Below are 19,991 nucleotides of genomic sequence, written 5' to 3'. Positions count from 1 at the left end.
CGGGCGAAATTTTATCTAGCCCTTGTAATCGATATTTTTTTCAAACTCTTTAAGTCGCATATGGATTGAGCGCAGCTCCGTAATCGTCGTCCAGTTATCGATAAAAACGCTAAAGCTGCCGCGTACTTGGTTAAAAGCATTACCCACTTGAATCATCACTCCAAGCGTAATCGCCTTAGTAAAAAGCCCCGGTCCCATTATGAGATAAGGCACGATAACCAGGATTTGCGAGAAAGAATTTAGCCATAAATCAAAGTAGCAGTAGTGCAAAAATAGCCTGTAATAGTTGTGCTTTAGTTTGCCAAATAGCGTCTTTGTGGTCTCTTCGCTCGCATATTCCGCCTTATTCTCCTCGGCATAAACCAGCTCTTTGCGAAACGCAGCTTCCGCCTTTTGATTGTTGTATTCAAGCCTAGGCAGAAACCAACCTACTAGCCAAGAAATTATCAGTCCGCCGATGCTTACTGCAAGTGCGATCCACACGAGAGAGCCGGGAATTTTTTTGAGCGCCTCAAAAGGTACTTTCTCGCTAAGGCTCCACAAAACAGGGATAAACGCAAAAAGAATCATCGCCGCCGAAAGTACGCGCGTGCCGATATCTTCGATGATTTTTGAGAAGCGGTAGATGTCTTCTTGGATACGCTGCGAGCTTCCTTCGATATCTTTACTTACCTTTTTCCAGTATGAAAAATAGGAAAAGGTCATCGCCTCTCGCCATTTAAACGCCCAAATTCGCGCCACGTATCGCTCCGAAATCGCCGCCGCTACGGCAGGCATCGCTATCCATAAAAAGACCCTCATCTGCGCGTAAAAATCGTTTAACGTATGACGATCTACGTTTTGACACAAATCATAAAATACGCGATACCATTCGTTGAAACGCACGCTCAGCGTAGTTTGATACCAATTAATCGCGATCAAAAATACTAGCCCTGTATATGCTAAAAGTGCCCATTTTTTGCTTTTAAAAAATGAAACGAACATTAGCGTTTCTCGGAGCTTTTTGGATTTAAAATCGCCGTAAATAGCCTATCGCTTAGCATTTGCGCGGCTTCTTGCACATCCGCGCTTTTTACCGCATTTATGCTTGCCGCGTAGCTTTTTTCGTCATAGAGCGGATAGCCGTAAAGCTCGTGCGCAGTGATATTAGCAAGCCAAAAATCATTCGTCTGTGCAGCTCTTTTGGTCGATAAAATTTGCGCTTTTTTGAAATTTGCCAGCTCGCTATCTTTTGCGCCGGAGCTTTCGATCTGTTTTAAAATTTCACTCACGCTTGCTGCAACCGCACGGGCGTCTTTCGGCTCGGTAGAAAACGATACATTCAAGCTCGCTGCGATTTGTGGCTCACGCACATAGGCGCTATGCACCATCGCCGAGTAAATTTGTCCGCGCGCCTCGCGAATCTGCTCGACGATGCGATTGCTTAGTACGCTTTTTAACGCTTGAAATTTATAAGTGTCTGCAAAGTCGAAATTTTGCAGCTCATAGTTTGAAAAAATCATCCGAACTTCGCTTTTATCACTATCGCCGTAATCTTGCACAATCTCTCCGCTAGAAGTATTTAGCATCAAAGTTTTAGGCGTAGCGCTGCTTGTGCCGGGCTTTAGATTGCCGATATATTTGGCTAGAATTTGTTTTGCGCGCGCAGGCTCGAAATCGCCGCTAAGCACAAAGATAAAATTTCCAGCACCTGAAAAAATTTCATCCGCATCGCGCTGCAAATCGGCAAGATTTGCGCTCTTTACGTCATCTACGCTAAGCGGCTGCTTGCGAGCCGTATCTCCCGAATATAGAGATTTTAAAATTTGCTCGCCGAATTTAAATTCCGCCGTCTCGTCTCGTAGCGCAATCGCCGAAAGCGCGTCGGTTTTGTATTTTGTAAGCGAGCTTGCATGAATTAGCGGCTCGCTAAATCTTGCGTAAAGCTCGTGTGTCATCGCCTCCAGATCCGCTCCTGCGCCTCTAAAACCGCAGTCTGCGTCGTCCATCCTAAATCTTAGCTTATAATCAAATTTTGAGGTCAAGCGTCCCGCCTCATATTCGTTTAGCTCGCCTATGGTGCCTGAGTTGAGCAGCGCAGTTAAAATTTCGCCACGAGCCTTGCCAAAATGTGCGTAGCCGCCTTTTTTAACGGCTGCGAGGGCGATTTTATTTTTCTCGCTTTTAAGGGGTTTTAAAATTACGCGAGCGCCGTTTTTAAACTCCAAAATTTCAGTGCCGCTAGCGCCTTTTTGCGTTTTAAATTCCGTCTCTTTTAAATCTGCTCCCGCAAGCTGCTTGGAAGCAAGCTTCGAAGCAGCGAAATTAAACGGCAGCGCTTTTTCGTAGAGCAGCTTCGCGTCTTTTTGGCTAATGCCCAAATCCTTTGCCGAGATAATCTCCGTAAATCTCGCTCCATCCGTTATCTGAGAGAAAAATTTATTAACATCTGCTAGCGTTATTTCTTCTAACGCCTTGAGGCTTAGATCGTGCTCGTCTTGCTTACTAAGCTTTACATTGCCGTTTTGTACGAAATCAAGTAGTGCCCCTATTTGCGCACTTTGTGTATCGTTTTTAAGCAGATCGGCTTGCACTTGATGTTTAAATTCCGCCTTAACGCTATCAAAATCGTCATTGTTAAATCCGTGTTCGCGTACCCCTTTGATCGCGCTAAAAAGACTATTTAATGTGGCGTTGGCGTCGAAATTAAAAATATTCGCGCTTATGCTGTATAGTCTGCGGTTTTTAAACAAATCGTCCGAGCCGAAATAGGCTTTAAGCGGAATTTTGGCATTTACATTCATCGCGTCGTATCCAAGCTCCATCAGCCTCGATACGTAGGCTTGCAGCCACTCATTTTTAAGCGCACTGTAGCTTCTTAGCGGCTCATATTTGCCTGCGTAAAGCACGCTAGCGACATTGGCGCCGAGCTCGGGCTCTACGGTGCTTGCTAGCCCGCCTTCAAATGGGCGTAGACTAAGATCGCGCGGGATTTTTTCGCCGTGCGCAGAAAGAGAGCTAAAATTTTGCTTGATTAGGTTTTTAATCTGCTCAATGTTTACGTCGCCCACGACTATGATGCTAATGGCGCTAGGAAGGTAGTTGCGCGCATAGAATTTTTTTAGTTGCTCGCCGGTGGCGCCTTTGATGATTTCATTTTGTCCGATCGGAAAGCGTCTGGAAAATATGGAATTAGGGTATAAATATGTGGCGCGCTTTTCATAAAAGCGCCTCTCAAAGCCTTTTTTTGCTTCCTCTAAGATGACGCCTTTTTCCTTTTGTGTTTCGTTCTCGTCAAATTTTACGCCGCCTGCATAGTCGCGCAATACCAAAAATACGTCCTTCAGCGTCTCGTCGCTTACTTGGGACTGGATGTTGTAGGTGGTATTTTCAAAGCCTGTTTGCGCATTGAGATCCGCGCCGAATTTTACTCCCAAGCGCTGCAGGGTATGGACTAGTTCGTTTTTATCAAAATGTTCGCTGCCATTGAACGCCATGTGTTCAACGAAGTGCGCTAAGCCCTGCTCGTCATCATTTTCATCGACACTGCCCGCAGCTACGTTGAGGTAAAAAAGCGCGCTATTTTTCGGCACATCGTTTTTGAGGATATAAAATTTCACGCCATTTGCCAGCTCGCCGTGCACGACGCTAGGATCGAGCTTAAGCGGCGCGTCCGGGTTAGCGTCTGCGGAGTAAAGGCTCAAAGAGCAAAGCAGGGCGGAGATAAAAAATATAAGCTTTTTCATAATTGTCCTTGGATTTAAAAACTTGCGATTGTAACAAAAGCTAGTTTAAAGTATGATTTTGCGAGCTTTGTTACAGATGGAATTTTACCAAGGATTTGGGATTTTACTTGCGGTTTTGAAATTTTACTTGTAGAATTTCAAGAAACGGAATTTTTGGGATTTTTGGGATTTTTGGGATTTTTGGGATTCCGCCGCCGCGACTCAAAATTTTGGCAGCGGAATTTAGAAAGCTTTGCTAGCTTTAATAGCCCGTGCAAGGCTAAATTTAAACCTTACGCGGTTAGAATTTGTACGCCAGCGCGAAGAATTTCACGAATTATAGTTTGCTCGCGTTTTTGTCTAGATACTCTGCGACGCCCTTAGGATCTGCTTTCATCCCTGCGTCACCTTTGTGCCAGCCTGCAGGGCAGACCTCGCCGTGCTCGTTTGTAAATAGCATCGTATCGACCATTCTTAACATCTCGTCGATATTTCTGCCAAGCGGTAGGTCGTTGATGACGGCGTGGCGGACTGTGCCGTCTTTGTCAAGTAGGAAGCTGCCGCGAAGCGCTACGGCGTTGCCGAACAGCACGTCGAAGCTGCGCGCGATGTCTTTCGTGATGTCTGAGACGAGTGGGAACTGCACTTTGCCGATACCGCCTGCGTTTACCGGAGTATTTTTCCATGCAAGGTGGGTAAACTCGCTATCGCAGCTAACGCCGATAACTTCGATACCCTTAGATTTGAAATCTTGATATCTGTGATCGAATGCGATGATCTCGCTCGGGCAGACGAAGGTAAAATCTTTTGGATAAAAGAATACGACCGCGCCTTTTTCGCCGATATTTTTATAGAGGTTGAAATCCTCGACTATTTCGTTGTTGCCTAAAACCGCAGTTGCCGTAAAATCAACGGCTTTGTTGGTTACTATCATTTGTTTCTCCTTGTTAATAAAATTTATGGTGGCGATTATACATTTTAAAACTTTAGATTTGCTGAAATTTGATGAAAATTTTTATATAATAAATTTTATTTATCAAATAATATTACTTTTATCATTTTTTAAATTTAGTATGTTATCATCGCGCTTCATTTTTTGATAAAGGAGAAACAATGGCTGTAAAAATCACCGATATTTGCATCAGCTGCGGCTCATGCATCGACGAATGCCCGGTAAATGCGATCGTGGACGATAGCGATAACCCAAGCGGCGAGGATAGCTACTACGTATATGCTGATAAATGCGTCGAGTGTGTCGGTTACAACGACGAGCCTGCGTGCGCTAGTGCCTGTCCGACTGATGGCTGTATCGTCTGGAGCGACATCGTAGCGGGCCAACCTAGTAGGGATAGTATAGGCGCGGATCTACGCAGCGGAGATACCCCGGTATTTGCTTAGCAGATAAAATTCCGCGATCAAATGCGCGGAATTTTAATTCATTTAATCCTTAAATAAATTTTAACCTATTTTTCGATACAATCCGCCTTTCACTTTAAGGAGATTATATGCAGCAAACGCTTTCTATTATTAAGCCTGATGCCGTTAAAAAGGGCGTTATCGGCAAAATTATCGATCGTTTCGAAAGCCACGGACTAAGAATCGCAGCGGCTAAAAAATTATGCCTAAGCGCCGAAGATGCGGGTAAATTTTATGAAATTCACAAGGATCGCCCTTTTTATAAGGATCTGATTGAGTTTATGACTAGCGGTCCGGTGGTCGTAATGGTGCTAGAAGGCGATGATGCCGTAGCTAAAAATCGCGCGCTAATGGGCGCTACCGATCCGAAAAAAGCCGATAAAGGCACGATCAGAGCGGACTTTGCAGACAGCATCGACGCTAACGCCGTTCACGGTAGCGACAGCCTAGAAAACGCAAAAACCGAGATCGCATTTTTCTTTGCAAAAAGAGAAATTTGCTAAGAGTGCCGCGTGAAGATCGCTTTTGCTAAAATTTCCGCATCGCCCGTGCCGTTTGAAATTTCTAGGGATGGACTTAAGCTTAGCGGAAATTTAAAACGAAAGGACTCTAAGTTTGTAGAGTGCAAGGGCGAAATTAAAGGCAAAATTCCATACATTTGCGACCGCTGCGGCAAAGAATTTGATCTTGACGTAAACGAGAGCGTAAATTTGCTTTTAAGCGAAGGCGTTTTTAACGACGAAAGGCACGAGAGCTTGGACGTTATGGAGTTTTTCGGCACCGAAGTTGATCTGGATGAAATTTTAAGAAGCGAAACGGAAGCTTTCAAAAGCGACTATTTTTATTGCGAAGAATGCAAGAACTAAATTTATAAAGGAGAAAAAATGGCAGTTCCAAAGCGAAGAGTTAGTAAAACTCGTGCGGCAAAAAGACGCACTCACTACAAAGTGACCCTTCCGATCCCCGTCAAAGATAAAGACGGAAGCTGGAAAATTCCGCATAGAATAAACAAAACTACGGGCGAATATTAATCCGATGATTTCCGTTGCTATAGACGCGATGGGCGGTGATTTCGGCTGCGAGCCGATAATAAACGGAGTCGTAGATGCGCTGCGAGAGCGTAAATTTAATGCGTTTTTGGTAGGCGACGAAGCGCAAATCAAGCCTTTTATTCCACAAGATCAAGGCTTTGAGAAATATATCACTTACGTAGCTGCAAGCGAAGTTTTCGAGATGAAAGAGGGCGCAACCGACGCTCTCAAACGCAAAGAGAGTAGTATCTTTAAAGCGGTCGATCTGGTAAAAAGCGGCACATGCAAAGCCGTGGTATCGGCAGGACATAGCGGCGCTACGATGAGCCTTGCTACGCTTCGTATAGGAAGGCTCAAAGGCATTTTACGCCCGGCGATTGCTACGCTGATGCCAAATTCCATAGGCGGTCGCACGCTGGTGCTGGATGTGGGCGCTTATGTGGATTGTAAGCCAGAGAATTTGTTTCAATTCGCGATTATGGGCGAAGCATATGCCAAGGAGATTATGGGTTTAAACGCGCCACGCATCGGCTTATTATCCAACGGCGAGGAGGATAGTAAAGGCAACGAGGTAACAAAAGAAACCTTTCATATGCTTAAGAAGATGCAAAATTTTATCGGTAATGTAGAAGGCAATCAAATTTTTGACGGCTCGGTAGACGTGGTCGTGTGCGACGGATTTATCGGTAACATTATGCTAAAATCCAGCGAAGGCGTCGCGAGCGCTATCGGCAAACTTATTAAAAACGAAACTAAAAAATCTCCGATTGCTATCGCTGGCTCCATTTTGATGAAGCGCGTCTTTAAAATTATCAAAAAAAGCACGGACTACGACGAATACGGCGGCGCGCCGCTTTTGGGCGTCAAAGAGTGCGTCATCATAAGCCACGGCAAAAGTACCCCGAAAGCCGTTAAAAACGCGATCTTTCAAGCGCTTAAATTTGCAGACTCCAAAATCAACTCCGCGATAGAAAGCGAAATTTCTTCAAACGAATAGGAAAACGAATGCAAAAAGCCTCGATGATCTCAATCGCAGCATACGCGCCGAGCGAAATTTTAACCAATTTCGATCTTGAAAAGATGGTTGAAACGAGCGATGAATGGATCGTCAAGCGAACGGGCATTCATGAGCGCCGTATCGCGAAGGGCGAGAGTACTAGTGATCTAGGCGCGAAAGCGGCGTTAAAGGCGATCGAGCGTAGCGGCTTACAAAAAAATGAGATCGATGCGATAATTTGCGCCACGATCTCGCCCGATTATTTCTGCATGCCCTCGACTGCGTGTGTCATCGCAGATAAACTGGGCTTAAATTTCGGCATCACGGCATTTGATATAAATGCCGCCTGTACGGGCTTTATTTATCTTTTGGAGCTCGCAAAATCCCTCATCGAAAGCGGTGCCAAAAAACACGTGCTGATAATCGGCACGGAAAAACTAAGCTCGATAGTCGATTGGAGTGACCGTGCTACGTGCATACTTTTCGGCGACGGCGCGGGCGCTGCGGTTATCGCGGCGCGTGACGATAACGAAATCATCGACATTCATACCGCTAGCGACGGCAGCAAGGGTGATCTTCTCATTACCGCAGCCCCAGGCAGCGTCAATCCACTCAGCCAAAAAATTATCGACGAAAAGCTAGGCTTCATGCAGATGGCCGGGCGCGAGGTCTTTAAAATCGCGGTACCGACGCTTAGTAACGACGTCGTGGAGATTTTGGCGAAAAATAAAATTTTGCCCGAGCAGATCGATCTTTTCATCCCGCATCAGGCAAATTTACGCATCATCGAGGCGGTTAAGGCGAGACTAGAATTTAGCGACGAGCAGTGCGTGCTTACGATCGGCAAATACGGCAACACGAGCTCGGCGTCGATTCCGATGGCAATAAATGACGCTTACGAGAGTGGCAGGCTCAAAAACGGCTCGCTTATGCTACTTGATGCGTTCGGCGGCGGTTTTACGTGGGGTAGTGCGCTTTTGAAATTCGGTGGTAAGAACACAAACTAGCGCTTTTTAAATTTTATTATCTTTGAATTTCGCTATATTTAAGAGTTAAAATTTCAAGCTTATTTATAAAACTAATTTCAAATTTATATTTATTCCGAGTTAGGTTTCAAAATTTTAAAATGAAGCGTTTGCGATTGAAAGCATATTATAATTTTGCGCAGTTTGCATATCGGCTTCTGCGTGAGATAGTAAAACGACGTTAGTCTTAGGTCTGCTGCTTTTTGGTGGCGGGCTTTTAGAATATAAAAGAAATCAAATATGCAATAGCTTAAATGGGTGTTAATTTCAGCTGATTCTATACATTAACGGCTTGTAATTAGCTGCGAAGCTCGGCAAGTATTTTTACGGCGGCGTATGGTGGATCTTTTTAGCGACTTACATATAGGCTGTAGAATAAAATTCAAATACCAAAACGCTTACAACAGCAAGCAACAAATTGCCTTAGATTTGAAATTTAGCATAAATGCTGGTAAATTTAAATCAAATACTACGAATGGAGCAATAAAGGACGCTATGTTATGAGTGCAGGAGCGTCGTATCTATATTGGGTTCGTTAAAACCTCCAGCTATCCCATCTCTCCGCTATACAATATGCTCTAAAAAAGGATAGGATATTAAAATTATCCCTGTGTAGATAGCGGCAAGCCGGAAGGTGCGGTCGCGTCGGCTGCAGACTAAAGGCGGTTAATGCACTTAGTTTTAGTGCGAAAACTACAGCGATTTATAGGTTTGATGATATGCCTAACTCAATGCCATTGCAAGCATTTAAAAATTTTAGCACGAAATATCATCTTGCAGTTATGGACGACAGTTATTAAAGCATATTATTGGGGCAATTTTTTATAAATTTTAAGTTCAAATTCCATTCGGATAAAATTTCGATTTATTTTTCAGAAAGCGATCTAAAATTATTTAAAATTCCTCCGCTAGCTTGGACTATCTAGCGTTTTGTTCGTGCGCCCGGTTTAAAATTTTAAATAACGTAAAATCCCAAATTCTCGTGCTTAAGGATAATTTTTCTGATCTCTTTTAGTAAGCTGAGCGAGGCTTCGATTTCGACGCGGCGGGTGCTGACACTCTCGACGTTTGCGCCCACGCTCACCCCTTTTGCGAGGGCGTATTTGTAGATGAAATCAAACATCTCTGCGCACAGTGCTGTTGAACTTTGCAAGATATCGACGCTGCTTTGCAGTCGCTGCTGCAGAAAATCTGGCACCGAGATGCCAAGCCATTTCATAAACTCAAGCGTCTTTAGGCTACCGCACGGCGTAAAAGTAAAGATTATCGGCACCTTTTTGCACTCCAAAGCGGCGTAATCGTCGATGAAATCTTTGGCATTTTGCACATTATAAACCGCCTGAGTGATAAAAAATTCGCACCCGTCCGCAGTCTTCTCCGCGATTTTTAGGTGCTCGTCGTGGCTCTTTTCATGGCGTTCAGGAATGCAGATGCCGCCTAGGCAAAGATGCGGCGCCACGAGTCGCTTGATCTCATAGGCGCGGCTTAGATGCAGTTTGCATTCTTCGTTTTTAGAGCTCGCCCCCACGAAAACGCCCAGCCTGCTTGCGGCATGCCTTAGAATTTCGCAAAATTCCGCTTCATCGTATTTGCCTACTGCGCGGTAGATGATCGCTTCTTTATCAGTGTGTAGATACTGCGTGTAATAGCGCGCAGGATCGATCGTATGCACAAAAGGAAAGGTCCGCTCATCTTTCGTGCGCGCGCTTTCATCTTGTAGATCGTAGATGACGATGCCGTCGCATTCGCATTCGCCTAGGCGCTGCGACCACGCCGTACCTAGGCGCTCGAGCTCGTCTTGAGAGGACGTGATTTTAGGCGGAACGATGCCGTAGAGTAGAATTCCGCTTTTTCCATTTCTAATTTTTTCTTTTAACACTTGCCATTCCTTGATTTTTCGCACATTTTAGCAAATTTAAATTTAAAAATTTAAATGATATAATGCCGCACAAATTGCAAATTTAAGGAACGCAATGAAAACGCTTCAAGAAAATTTAAAGCTTTTTTATCTGGGGCTTGAAAACGGTGAGCCGTTTTTTTATAAAAACAAGGACCTGACGACCCACGCGCTTATCATCGGAATGACGGGTAGCGGTAAAACTGGACTTGGCATCACGCTGCTAGAGGAAGCCGCGATCGATAATATCCCATCCATCATCATCGATCCGAAGGGCGATCTAACGAATTTAGCTCTTACTTTCCCGCAGATGAGGGCTGAGGATTTTGAGCCTTATATCGATGAGGCTGAGGCGCAAAACAAAGGTCTTAGCGTGCGCGAGTACGCCGAGCAAACCGCAAATACCTGGCGCGAAGGGATCGAGGGCTCGTATCAAGATCTGGCGCGGGTGGAGCTTTTGAAAAACAGCGCCGATTTTAGAATTTATACGCCCAAATCAAGCGCAGGGCTTGGGATCAGCCTGCTAAGCGACTTTGAAGCGCCGAAGGGCTTAAACGAAGAGGATCTGAACAACTACGTCGGCGGCATCGCCATTAGCGTGCTAAGCCTTGCAGGGATCGGCAGCGATAATCTCAGCTCGCCGGAATTTTTACTAATCAGCCAAATTCTGACCTATCATTTTAACAAAGGCGAGGGGGTGAGCGTGGTGGATCTCATCGCGCAGATCGGCAACCCGCCTTTCGATAAGATCGGCGTTTTCGACGTTAATACCTTCTTTCCGAGCGATAAGCGAATGGCGCTTGCGATGAAGATTAATGCGCTCATCGCAAGCCCGAGTTTTAAGCTTTGGTGCGAGGGCGAGCGGCTAAATATCGCCAAGATGCTCTTTGATGAAAACGGCAGGGCGAGAGCGAATATATTTTCCATCGCGCATCTAAACGACGATGAAAGGATGTTTTTTGTCACGCTGCTTTTGGGCGAGATGATCAAATGGATGCGCACCACCAGCGGCACTAGCTCGCTACGCGCAGTACTTTATATGGATGAAATTTACGGCTTTTTTCCGCCAAACGGCAATCCGCCGAGCAAAACCCCGATGCTTACGCTACTAAAACAGGCTCGCGCGTTCGGTCTTGGTTGCGTTCTATCGACGCAAAACCCGGTCGATCTCGATTATAAGGGGCTTAGCAACATCGGTACGTGGTTTATCGGGCGCTTGCAGACCGCGCAGGATAAAGAGCGCGTCATCAGCGGTCTAAGCGGCATCGGCTCAAATCCGATCGACAAAAGCGTGCTGATGGAGAAAATTTCAAACCTCAAAAAGCGAAATTTTTTGGTAAAAAACATCAACGAGGACGTGCTGCGAGTGATCGAGACGCGCTTTGCGCTAAGCTATCTAAAGGGTCCTTTAAGCAACGAGCAAATTTCAAATTTAATGAAGGATAAAAAGGCTGAAATTTCGTCCGTGTCGGGCGCCGCGCAAGGCGTCAAATCCGCCGGCGCCGCCAAACCCGTAGTTTCTGCTGAAATTTCGCAGCTTTACAGCTATGGCGCGAGCCTTGAGCTAAGCCCGTATCTTTATGCAAGCGCAAAGATGCGATTTTGCGACAAAGGAGTCGATTTTACGCAGCAGCACTCCTTTTTGCTTTCGCTTTCGGACGTAAGCGAAATAGATTGGAGCGAGGCGAGCACGCGAGAAGTTGCAAATTTAAGTGGACAGGAGCAGGCGGGCTCGCTCTACGGCGCGCTTCCTAGCTTCATCGCGGGAGCAAAAAATTTAAACGCTCAGCTTAAAAACTTTAAGGAGTGGCTCTACCGCAACGAAAAGTTAGAACTTTTTAGCGCGCTTGATCTGCTCTCAAAACCGGGCGAGAGCAAGGAGGAGTTTTTCGTGCGCCTAGGCGATAAGGCAAACGAAATTTTAGAGGCCAAAACCGATGAAATCGCGGCTAAATTTGAAAAGGAAAAAGCGCGCCTTGAGGATAAAATTTCGCGCGCTAGCGAAAAATACGAGAAGGAAAAGGGCGACGTGCTAAGTCGCGGGGTGGATGCGGCGCTAAACATAGGTGGAGCGATCTTAGGCGCGTTTTTAGGCCGCTCGCGCAGCGCTAGCAATATCTCTAAAGCGATCAGCGGCGCCAAGAGCGCGCATAAAATTTTAAATGAACGAAGCGAAGCCAAAAATGCCGAAAATAGCCTAAGCGCGCTACAAGAGGAGCTGGAGGTGCTTACGCAGAAATTTGAAGCTGAAGTGGACGCGCTAAAACAGAGCCTGGATCTAAAAAATATTAAACTCGAAACGAAAGAAATTTCGCCGAAGAAAACCGACATCTACGACGAGAAAATTTCGCTACTTTGGAAGAGCTAAAGGGAGAATTTTATGGATAAACTTAGTGAAATTTTAAATATCATATACGCCGCTCTCTGCGATCCTAGCTCAAAATATTTTCTAGGAGATGAGCATGGAATTCTAGGAAGCGGAATTCTTGGAATTTTATATAGGACATTTACGGCGCCGAATTTTTGGTGCTACTTTGCTGCGTATCTGATCGCTGCGATCCCCTTTGGGCTTTTGATCGGCAGATACCTCGGTGGCGTGGATATCAAAAGCGAAGGCAGCGGCTCCATAGGCGCCACCAACGTCCTTCGCGTCTTAAAAACTCGCGATCCGCAAAAAGCAAAAAAGCTCGCGATCCTCACCGTCGCCTGCGACGCGCTAAAGGGCGTCCTGCCGATACTGATCGCGCGGGCTTTGGGCTTTGATGAAAATGTGCTATGGAGCATGGCTGTCTTTGCAGTGCTTGGGCATTGTTTTAGCCCGTATCTGAAATTTAACGGCGGCAAGGGCATTGCGACGGGAGCCGGCGTGCTTGCTTGCTTTATCCCTATCGAGATCATAATCGCGCTTGCAGTTTGGTTTGTAGTCGGCAAGACGGTTAAAATTTCATCCGTAGCCTCGCTTGCAGCGGCGCTTGCGCTAGTCGTAGCAAGCTACGTGATCCATCCGCAGATGCCAGCGATCAACACTCATGCGCCGATCTTTCTGATAGTTTTCATCGTATTTTACAAACACGCGCCGAATATCGCTAGGCTGCTTAAGGGCGAGGAAAAGCGCGTAGTATGATTAAAATTTTAATCGAAAAGCTGGAATTTGGCACGATAATCGGGACGCTGGATTTTGAGCGCAAGCGCGAGCAGCGCGTCTGGGTGTGGGCGAAGTTCGGAGCGGAGGAATTTATCGACTATGCGCGGGTTTGCGAATATATCAAAGCAGAATTCCGCGAGAAAAAATTTCGCCTCGTAGAGGACGCGCTAAAATACTTCGCGCAGGAGTTTCACTCAAAATTTCGATCGATGGATTATTTTTATATGAAAATTTTAAAGCCCGAAATTTTACAAGACGCGAGCGTCGGCGCAGAAATAGAGATAAAATTTTAAAATTTCTTTAAAAAATCTTGAAATTTTGCTTAAAATATGTTAAAATCGCCGCAAAATTTTAAGGCAAGGAAATTAAATGAGAATTTTAATAGTCGAGGACGAGGTGACTTTAAACAAGACGATAGCGGAGGGCTTGATGGAGTTCGGCTATCAGACGGATACTTCCGAGAGCTTTAAGGACGCAGAGTATTATATCGGCATTAGAAATTATGATTTGGTGCTAACCGATTGGATGCTAGCTGACGGCAACGGCATCGATCTCATCGCATTAGTTAAGCAAAAATCCGCGCGCACCTCTGTCGTCGTGCTATCTGCAAAAGACGATAAAGAAAGCGAGATCAAAGCGCTTCGCGCTGGCGCGGACGATTTTATCAAAAAACCTTTCGACTTTGATGTTTTAGTAGCACGCCTCGAGGCTAGACTTCGCTTTGGCGGCTCAAATATCATCAAAATCGACGATCTCATCATCGATCCGGATGAGGAAAAGATCACATATCTAGGTCAAGAGATCGAGCTTAAGGGCAAGCCGTTTGAGGTGCTAACTCACTTGGCGCGCCACAGCGATCAGATCGTCAGTAAAGAGCAGCTATTAGATGCCATCTGGGAGGAGCCTGAGCTCGTTACGCCAAACGTCATCGAAGTCGCGATCAATCAAATCCGCCAGAAAATGGATAAGCCTCTAAATATCTCTACGATCGAGACCGTTCGCAGACGCGGATATAGATTTTGCTTTCCACAAAAAGCCTAAGAGTCCGCTTTGTAATACAATTAGCATCCGCTTCGTTGATGCTAATTGTCATTTTTTCGGTAATGCTCTATAATTATATGAGAATTACCATCTTCGAAACTCCCGTTCAAAATTTAATCCAAAGAGCACAAAAAATCGTAGAGGTCTCCGTGCCGCCTGAGAAAATTTCATCTTTTTTACAAGACGCATCCGGTGAATACGAAAGCAAAATCATCGAAAACGAAAGTATCAATAAACCTAAATTTATCGAAAGCTCCGAGGATGGTAGGAGCTATTTACAGCTGCACTATCCCTACGACAAGGATAAAATTTTAAGCATCAAAGCAGACGTGAGCGTCTATGCAAACATCGTAAATCAAATACTCATCGACATCATTTTGGTAAATTTGACGATGATATTTTTGGTGGTGTTTTACGCGATGTTTCTTTCGCGCATGCTACTAATGCCGATTAAGCTGATCAGCCAAAGGCTCGCTTCGGTGGATGAAAAATTTCTAAAGCCGATCGACGCAGCGGAAATTCCAAGCGAATTTAGCCCGCTTTCAAACAGCATAAACCGCCTACTTGAGCGCATTGAAACTTTCATTTTGTATCAAAAAGAGCTTTTTATCGGCATCGCGCACGAGCTTAAGACTCCGCTGGCGGTGATGAAAACCAAAAACGAAGTCACGCTAATTAAGCCGCGCGAGAGCGAGAAATATATCGAGGCGCTTAAAAATAACAACGATTCGATCGATAGTATGAATAAGATGATCAGCTCCATTCTGGAGATTGGACGGCAGGAGGGGGCGCAGTTTGAGGCACCCGAGCAGACCGATATGATCGCGTATCTACGGGAGCTATGCGTGGGCTTTAAAATTTTAGCGCGTACGGCGGGCAAGGACTTGACGATGGATCTTAAGCCCGAACAGCTTGAAATTTCGGTGCAGAAAAGTCTCTTTATGCACGTGATTCAAAATTTTATCCAAAACGCTATAAAATTTTCTCCGGACGGCGAAAAGGTACTGATCGAGAGCGAAATTTCGGACGGAAATTTCATAGTGCGGGTCGCAAACAAAGGCGAGCCGCTTAACGAAGAGATCGATTATTTTGCTCCTTTTAAACGCTACGGCGGCAAACCGGGAGCCGGGCTCGGGCTATTCTTAGCCAAAAATGCTGCTCAAGCGATGGGTGCGCAAGTAGATCTTAAAAACGATGAAGCGCGCTTGCTAATCGTCGCAATTTTCAAGCTTCCGCTAAAAAATTTAAGAAATAGCCCGAAATTCCGCTATTTTAAAACAAAATGAAGCTTTTTATGGTATAAACGCCATAAATTTTTTCGTAAGGTAAAATTATATGTCATTGTTGATTACAAAAGAATGCATCAGTTGCGACGCGTGCCGCGAGGAGTGCCCTAATGAAGCTATTTTTGAGGATGAGCCGATATACATCATAGATGCCGATCGATGCTGCGAGTGCGTAGATGATTATTCAGAGCCCGCTTGCATCGTGGTCTGCCCGGTCGAGTGTATCATCACCGATCCCGATAATATCGAGACGGCAGACGAGCTGAAATACAAACACGTCCATATGGAAATTTAAATGCCCAAGCGCGTCGCCGTCATAGATCTGGGCTCAAATTCCGCCAGAGCCGTGATTTTCGAGCGCACGAGTAGGCTCGGATTTTTTATCTTAGCAGAGCACAAGATCAAGATCCGCCTAGGCGAGGGCGCTTACGAAAACGGCGGAATTTTAACCAGCGAAGCGATGCAAAAATGCCTGCTGGCGTTTAAAAAATTTAAAACCCTCGTATGCAATTACAAGGCTAAACGCGTGCTTTGTATCGGCACCTCCGCGCTTCGCGATGCACCGAACGGGACCGAGTTTATAAATCTCGTCCGCAAGCAAACGGGCATTGCGATCCGCAAGATAGACGGGCAGATGGAGGCCTATCTGGGTGCCTATGCGGCGCAAAATTTGCTTAGCGACTTTTCCGAGGGCGTTACGCTGGACATCGGCGGCGGCTCGACCGAGCTTGCTTACATCAAAAACGGCAGGATAGAAAATAAAATTTCTTTAAATTTAGGCACGGTGCGGCTAAAGGAGCTGTTTTTCGACCGCGGTGACACAAAGGGGCTAGAAAAATACGTAAACAGCGCGATATCTCAGGTCGGCGCCGAGTTTCGCACGCAAAATTTAATCGTAATGGGTGGCTCTGCGCGAGCGCTTTCCGGCGCCGTGATGAGCCTGCAAAACCATCCGCTAAAGATCGTGCATAATTTCAGCTACGATTATGAAAAATATGCACCGTTTTTTGCCAAGCTGATGAGCGCAAAGACGCTTGATTTGGCAAAATTCCCGATCAAAAAAGACCGCTACGACACAATCAGAGAGGGCGCCATCATCTTTGATAAGATCGTAAGGCGCCTAGGGGTGAAAAAGATCATCACCAGCGGCGTGGGAGTGCGAGAGGGGGCGTTTTTAAGCTCGATTTTGCGCGGCGCAAACCTGCCTAGAGGCTTTAATCCGAGCCTAAGAAGCCTTAAAGATCGCTTTGCCTCCGAGCCTAGCGAGGCCCCGAAGTTCGCAAAGGCGCTGTTTTGCACGCTATCGCCGCTACACGGCTTGAATGAAAAATATATTAAAATTCTTCAGACCGCGGCATCGCTTTGCGAGATCGGGCGGGCGATCGGCTTTTACGCCAAGCATGAAACCAGTGCGGATATGGTGCTCGGCGGGCTGAACTACCGCACGACGCACAAAGAAAAAGCGCTCATAGCCGCGATCATCTCGATGCACGGCAAGCGCGAGCTGGGCGCTACGTTCGCGCCTTTGAGCGCGATTTTGCCCGATGCCGCCAAGCTTGCCTGGCTCAGCTACATTCTGGAGCTCGCGCGCCTTCTAAGCGAAAATGCGCTGAAAAATTTAGAATTTAGCTTTGAAAATTCCACTCTTAAAATCTCCGGCGCCGATAATTTGATAATGCTTAAAGGAAGCCTTAAAAAGCTCGCAAAACCCGCAATTTTTGCGATAAAATTCCTTTAAATAGCGCCCCTACTTGTCGCGCAAGTTTAAGGCGGGCGATAAATCTCTATCAATAGCGCTTTTTAAATTTTAATTCCATTCTCGGCTAAAGAATAAATGCTAAAAAATCCATAGTCGGTGCGGACGTAAAGGCGCTCGCTCGAGATTTCAATAGCAGCAGTTTTGACGCAGTGCTCGCATTCAAACTCGCCTAAGAGGCGAAAATCCTCCAAGCTGAATGCTTTAAACCTACCGTAAAAATACGTAAGAAAAATTTGATCGTTTGCGGCAAACCTCATCACGCTTCTTGGCAAGGTTTTTGGTACGCTTAGACGCTTTTTGCTTGCGACGTCCCAAAAATACAGCTCATCAAAGCCGTTATTTACGACTAAAATCGCATCATTCTTGATGAGCCCCACGTTTAGGGAGTGGATATAGCCCACGTCGCATTCGATACGGCAAAGCTCGGCGAAGTCTTTTAGGCGGTAGAGCCTGGCGATATTTTTGCCGCCTTCATCCCCACAGGCTGCGCAAATTTTATTGCCGAAGCCTATTGCTTTTGCCGAAAAATCCGTTTTAAAATTTAGCTTCTTGTCGCTTCCGAAAGCTAAAATTCCATCCGTGCCGCAGGCTAGAATTTCGCCGTTGCCGCTTAGAGCAGAGCTAAAGCCTCCTCCTGTGATACCCCAGGCTTCAAAAAGCCTGCTGAATTTCTCTCCATCAAAAAGAAAGAATTCGTGGTCCAAATCAAGCACTAAAGCTTTTTTGGTAGCGGTCATTTTCCACGCTAAAATTTTTGGTAGCTTAATTTGCGCAAGAGTTCTTAGCTCGTCGTCCAGCACGATTAAATAATCGCAGCCATGCTCGTCAAAATTACATTTATAGACGTAAAATTTATCCTCAAACTCGGCAAATCCAAGCGCTCCGCTGTATCCGCCGCCGATATAGGCATGCGCTAGTGCCTCGCCGAATTCCGCTTTTTTGTTTTCATAGATGAAGCCCTTTTTTAGGGCATCAACTTGCTTTTTTACAAAAGCTTTTTGCAGAGCATCGCAATTTGCGAATTCTTTAGAGCTTAGCCTTTCTTTGCCGTTTTGTAGCGTCTTTGAAATCAAACTAAGCCCTTGCGTTTGAAGTAGAATTTCTTTCTTGCCGTCGGTAAATTTTTTCATAGCAGCCCCTAGGTATAAATTTGAAATCTAATTTTATAATTTCAAAGCTTAAACTACTGGGCGCGGCAAAGCTGCTTAAAATCTACCGAGCGCTTCTTTGACGTGATCCTCCGCCATGTCGATATTCCACATCGGCTCAAAGACGAGATCGATCTCCACCTCGCCGATGCCCTCCACGCTCTCGGCACCTGCGCGCACCCATTCCACCATCATCTCATGTAGCGGGCACGACTGAGTCGATAGCGTCATTGTGACTTTAGCGTTGTTCGCCTCATCTACCGCTACGTCGTAGATGAGCCCCAGCGACACGACGTCAAAGCCCACCTCAGGGTCCACCACGGCGCGAAGCGCGTCGTAAACTTGCTCTTTCGTTACTTTCATTTTTCCTCTCCAAATTTTATGTAGTTAAAGATATTTACGATGTTGATTAGCACCAAAATTATGCTTGCCGCTTGCAAGATCACCGCAGGCGTTAGCGCTCCAAAGCTCGCGCATGCAAGCGCTAAGACGTTCGGCACGCAGGCTGCGTAGGCGATCTTTTTGATTATCATATCATCTAGCATAGGGATTTTGCGCTTGCCGACGAAGGGCGAGACGTAGTGGTACCAGATGAGAAAGGGCGCGATTTTATAAAGGTGCGCGACGATGAAGGCGAACAAAAAGCCGTATAGCAGCCAAAACGCCGCCAAATCCGCGCGACCCATGAGCCAAAACGCCGCGCTAAATCCCAAAGCCGCCAGCGAGATGTAGACGTTTAAATTCCAATAATCGATCGCTTTTCGCACGCGCCTAGCCAGGATATAGATCGCCTGAGCCGCAAAGCTCGCAAGCGCGGCAAATGCGATGAAAATTCCAAAGTCTTTTAGCAAAAACAGCCCCGCGAGCAGATACAGCGCCAGTGAAGTTTTTGCTAGTGCGAAGCTTAGATCGTGCGCCAAGCTAAACATCGGCAGCAGTACGCACGCAGCGCCTACGATGACGAAAAATACAAAGCCCAGCACGAAGTATATGTGATAGGATAAAATTTCTGAAAAATACACTCCAAAAATCTCCACGCCGCTAAGCGCTAACACGAGCGCGAAGCCAAGGCTGATCCCTACCGCCAAAAACGCAGCCGAGATCGCAAGCGCTACGGCAGGGAAGCTCCATTTGGGCGTGCCGATGAAGCTTAGCGCGTAGCAGATCGTAAAATAAAATAGGCTAAGCAGTAAAATGCCGCCGCCTGCGTGCATCAAAGGGATGCTTGAAAGCAGCAATCCCGCGCTTAGCAGAGCCACGCCCGCAGCGTAAGCAAAGAGATTTAAAAACACAAATTTGACGGTGAAAAATTCCTTTTGGATGATGACGGAGGTAAGCTGATAGAGCGCTCCGATGATTATGCTGATTACGAATCCGAGCAAAAATACGTGAAAAAAGCTCGCCGTCTGCGGCGCTTGGATCGCGCCGAAATCGGCCTTTAAAAAGCTCGCCGCGCTTAGAAGCAAAAAGATAAACCCGCAGATGAAATAGCCGCCTACGATCCGAAACGGCGGCGAAAATGTCGTGATATTCATCTAAATT

At 46.0% G+C, this 19,991-nt stretch carries 20 protein-coding genes; 13 read left to right on the top strand and 7 right to left on the bottom strand.

Annotated features, from left to right (window positions below; genetic code table 11):
- Positions 1-15 precede the first annotated feature (15 nt).
- From QZ367_RS09215 to QZ367_RS09205, 3 genes are all read right to left on the bottom strand, one after another.
- Positions 16-984, bottom strand: a complete 969-nt coding sequence (locus tag QZ367_RS09215; protein ID WP_291939972.1) for a putative transporter — start codon at positions 982-984, stop codon at positions 16-18.
- A complete protein-coding gene (locus QZ367_RS09210; protein WP_291939970.1) occupies positions 984-3,725 on the bottom strand; it encodes a pitrilysin family protein in 2,742 nt (913 codons plus the stop codon). The genes QZ367_RS09215 and QZ367_RS09210 overlap by 1 nt, the downstream gene beginning before the upstream one ends.
- Positions 3,726-4,041: 316 nt before the next feature.
- Positions 4,042-4,638, bottom strand: coding sequence for a peroxiredoxin (locus QZ367_RS09205; RefSeq protein ID WP_291939968.1), 597 nt, complete (start codon positions 4,636-4,638; stop codon positions 4,042-4,044).
- Between the two features lie 179 nt (positions 4,639-4,817).
- On the opposite strand from QZ367_RS09205, the gene QZ367_RS09200 reads away from it, so the two are divergent.
- The 6 genes from QZ367_RS09200 to QZ367_RS09175 all read left to right on the top strand — a co-directional run bounded on the left by QZ367_RS09200 (position 4,818) and on the right by QZ367_RS09175 (position 8,155).
- Positions 4,818-5,102: a DUF362 domain-containing protein gene (locus tag QZ367_RS09200; RefSeq protein ID WP_005871245.1), complete on the top strand. Its 285-nt coding sequence runs from the start codon at positions 4,818-4,820 to the stop codon at positions 5,100-5,102.
- A 107-nt stretch (positions 5,103-5,209) separates the two neighbouring features.
- The gene (ndk, locus tag QZ367_RS09195; protein ID WP_177388469.1) at positions 5,210-5,623 is read left to right on the top strand and encodes a nucleoside-diphosphate kinase; all 414 of its coding nucleotides are present in this window, start codon (positions 5,210-5,212) and stop codon (positions 5,621-5,623) included.
- 9 nt (positions 5,624-5,632) lie between these two features.
- Positions 5,633-5,986, top strand: a complete 354-nt coding sequence (locus tag QZ367_RS09190) for a hypothetical protein (protein WP_291939964.1) — start codon at positions 5,633-5,635, stop codon at positions 5,984-5,986.
- Positions 5,987-6,004: 18 nt separating this feature from the next.
- Positions 6,005-6,151, top strand: coding sequence for a 50S ribosomal protein L32 (gene rpmF / locus QZ367_RS09185; protein ID WP_005871250.1), 147 nt, complete (start codon positions 6,005-6,007; stop codon positions 6,149-6,151).
- A gap of 4 nt (positions 6,152-6,155) precedes the next feature.
- Positions 6,156-7,148, top strand: coding sequence for a phosphate acyltransferase PlsX (gene plsX / locus QZ367_RS09180; RefSeq protein ID WP_291939962.1), 993 nt, complete (start codon positions 6,156-6,158; stop codon positions 7,146-7,148).
- Positions 7,149-7,156: 8 nt separating this feature from the next.
- A complete protein-coding gene (locus QZ367_RS09175; RefSeq protein ID WP_291939960.1) occupies positions 7,157-8,155 on the top strand; it encodes a beta-ketoacyl-ACP synthase III in 999 nt (332 codons plus the stop codon).
- Positions 8,156-9,128: 973 nt separating this feature from the next.
- On the opposite strand, the gene QZ367_RS09170 is transcribed toward QZ367_RS09175, so the two are convergent.
- A complete protein-coding gene (locus QZ367_RS09170; RefSeq protein WP_291939958.1) occupies positions 9,129-10,052 on the bottom strand; it encodes a methylenetetrahydrofolate reductase in 924 nt (307 codons plus the stop codon).
- Positions 10,053-10,146: 94 nt separating this feature from the next.
- Here QZ367_RS09170 and QZ367_RS09165 point away from each other — a divergent pair, with 94 nt between their 5' ends.
- From QZ367_RS09165 to QZ367_RS09135, 7 genes are all read left to right on the top strand, one after another.
- Entirely contained in the window at positions 10,147-12,438 is a 2,292-nt protein-coding gene (locus tag QZ367_RS09165; RefSeq protein WP_291939957.1) for a DUF87 domain-containing protein, read from the top strand.
- Positions 12,439-12,450: 12 nt separating this feature from the next.
- Complete coding sequence (gene plsY, locus QZ367_RS09160; protein ID WP_291939956.1) at positions 12,451-13,194, top strand: glycerol-3-phosphate 1-O-acyltransferase PlsY; 744 nt, start codon at positions 12,451-12,453, stop codon at positions 13,192-13,194.
- Positions 13,191-13,508 carry a dihydroneopterin aldolase gene (locus tag QZ367_RS09155; RefSeq protein WP_291939954.1) on the top strand — a complete coding sequence of 106 codons (318 nt, stop codon included), beginning with the start codon at positions 13,191-13,193 and terminating at the stop codon, positions 13,506-13,508. Before plsY ends, QZ367_RS09155 begins: the two co-directional genes overlap by 4 nt.
- Positions 13,509-13,584: 76 nt before the next feature.
- A complete protein-coding gene (gene hsrA / locus QZ367_RS09150; RefSeq protein WP_005871260.1) occupies positions 13,585-14,256 on the top strand; it encodes a homeostatic response regulator transcription factor HsrA in 672 nt (223 codons plus the stop codon).
- Positions 14,257-14,333: 77 nt separating this feature from the next.
- Entirely contained in the window at positions 14,334-15,542 is a 1,209-nt protein-coding gene (locus QZ367_RS09145) for a sensor histidine kinase (RefSeq protein ID WP_367116689.1), read from the top strand.
- A gap of 49 nt (positions 15,543-15,591) precedes the next feature.
- Positions 15,592-15,837: a YfhL family 4Fe-4S dicluster ferredoxin gene (locus QZ367_RS09140; protein WP_005871264.1), complete on the top strand. Its 246-nt coding sequence runs from the start codon at positions 15,592-15,594 to the stop codon at positions 15,835-15,837.
- A complete protein-coding gene (locus tag QZ367_RS09135) occupies positions 15,838-17,280 on the top strand; it encodes a Ppx/GppA phosphatase family protein (protein ID WP_291939948.1) in 1,443 nt (480 codons plus the stop codon). It abuts the gene before it with no gap.
- A 62-nt stretch (positions 17,281-17,342) separates the two neighbouring features.
- On the opposite strand, the gene QZ367_RS09130 is transcribed toward QZ367_RS09135, so the two are convergent.
- The 3 genes from QZ367_RS09130 to QZ367_RS09120 all read right to left on the bottom strand — a co-directional run bounded on the left by QZ367_RS09130 (position 17,343) and on the right by QZ367_RS09120 (position 19,984).
- Entirely contained in the window at positions 17,343-18,431 is a 1,089-nt protein-coding gene (locus tag QZ367_RS09130; protein WP_291939946.1) for a hypothetical protein, read from the bottom strand.
- A 75-nt stretch (positions 18,432-18,506) separates the two neighbouring features.
- Positions 18,507-18,812: a metal-sulfur cluster assembly factor gene (locus tag QZ367_RS09125; RefSeq protein WP_291939944.1), complete on the bottom strand. Its 306-nt coding sequence runs from the start codon at positions 18,810-18,812 to the stop codon at positions 18,507-18,509.
- Positions 18,809-19,984, bottom strand: a complete 1,176-nt coding sequence (locus QZ367_RS09120; protein ID WP_291939942.1) for a peptidase M50 — start codon at positions 19,982-19,984, stop codon at positions 18,809-18,811. Before QZ367_RS09120 ends, QZ367_RS09125 begins: the two co-directional genes overlap by 4 nt.
- Positions 19,985-19,991 lie beyond the last annotated feature (7 nt).

The sequence above is a fragment of the Campylobacter sp. genome (assembly GCF_019423325.1).
GTDB lineage: Bacteria > Campylobacterota > Campylobacteria > Campylobacterales > Campylobacteraceae > Campylobacter_B.
Note: the sequence above shows the minus strand (reverse complement) of the source record. Positions and strands in the feature narration are given on the sequence as shown.

Coding starts and splice junctions, on each gene's coding strand:
- QZ367_RS09175 (WP_291939960.1), top strand. CDS start 7,157: ATGCAAAAAGCCTCGATGATCTCAATCGCAGCATACGCGCCGAGCGAA.
- plsY (WP_291939956.1), top strand. CDS start 12,451: ATGGATAAACTTAGTGAAATTTTAAATATCATATACGCCGCTCTCTGC.
- QZ367_RS09135 (WP_291939948.1), top strand. CDS start 15,838: ATGCCCAAGCGCGTCGCCGTCATAGATCTGGGCTCAAATTCCGCCAGA.
- QZ367_RS09125 (WP_291939944.1), bottom strand. CDS start 18,812: ATGAAAGTAACGAAAGAGCAAGTTTACGACGCGCTTCGCGCCGTGGTG.
- QZ367_RS09210 (WP_291939970.1), bottom strand. CDS start 3,725: ATGAAAAAGCTTATATTTTTTATCTCCGCCCTGCTTTGCTCTTTGAGC.
- ndk (WP_177388469.1), top strand. CDS start 5,210: ATGCAGCAAACGCTTTCTATTATTAAGCCTGATGCCGTTAAAAAGGGC.
- QZ367_RS09120 (WP_291939942.1), bottom strand. CDS start 19,984: ATGAATATCACGACATTTTCGCCGCCGTTTCGGATCGTAGGCGGCTAT.
- plsX (WP_291939962.1), top strand. CDS start 6,156: ATGATTTCCGTTGCTATAGACGCGATGGGCGGTGATTTCGGCTGCGAG.
- QZ367_RS09200 (WP_005871245.1), top strand. CDS start 4,818: ATGGCTGTAAAAATCACCGATATTTGCATCAGCTGCGGCTCATGCATC.
- QZ367_RS09140 (WP_005871264.1), top strand. CDS start 15,592: ATGTCATTGTTGATTACAAAAGAATGCATCAGTTGCGACGCGTGCCGC.
- QZ367_RS09205 (WP_291939968.1), bottom strand. CDS start 4,638: ATGATAGTAACCAACAAAGCCGTTGATTTTACGGCAACTGCGGTTTTA.
- QZ367_RS09215 (WP_291939972.1), bottom strand. CDS start 984: ATGTTCGTTTCATTTTTTAAAAGCAAAAAATGGGCACTTTTAGCATAT.
- hsrA (WP_005871260.1), top strand. CDS start 13,585: ATGAGAATTTTAATAGTCGAGGACGAGGTGACTTTAAACAAGACGATA.
- rpmF (WP_005871250.1), top strand. CDS start 6,005: ATGGCAGTTCCAAAGCGAAGAGTTAGTAAAACTCGTGCGGCAAAAAGA.
- QZ367_RS09145 (WP_367116689.1), top strand. CDS start 14,334: ATGAGAATTACCATCTTCGAAACTCCCGTTCAAAATTTAATCCAAAGA.
- QZ367_RS09130 (WP_291939946.1), bottom strand. CDS start 18,431: ATGAAAAAATTTACCGACGGCAAGAAAGAAATTCTACTTCAAACGCAA.
- QZ367_RS09165 (WP_291939957.1), top strand. CDS start 10,147: ATGAAAACGCTTCAAGAAAATTTAAAGCTTTTTTATCTGGGGCTTGAA.
- QZ367_RS09155 (WP_291939954.1), top strand. CDS start 13,191: ATGATTAAAATTTTAATCGAAAAGCTGGAATTTGGCACGATAATCGGG.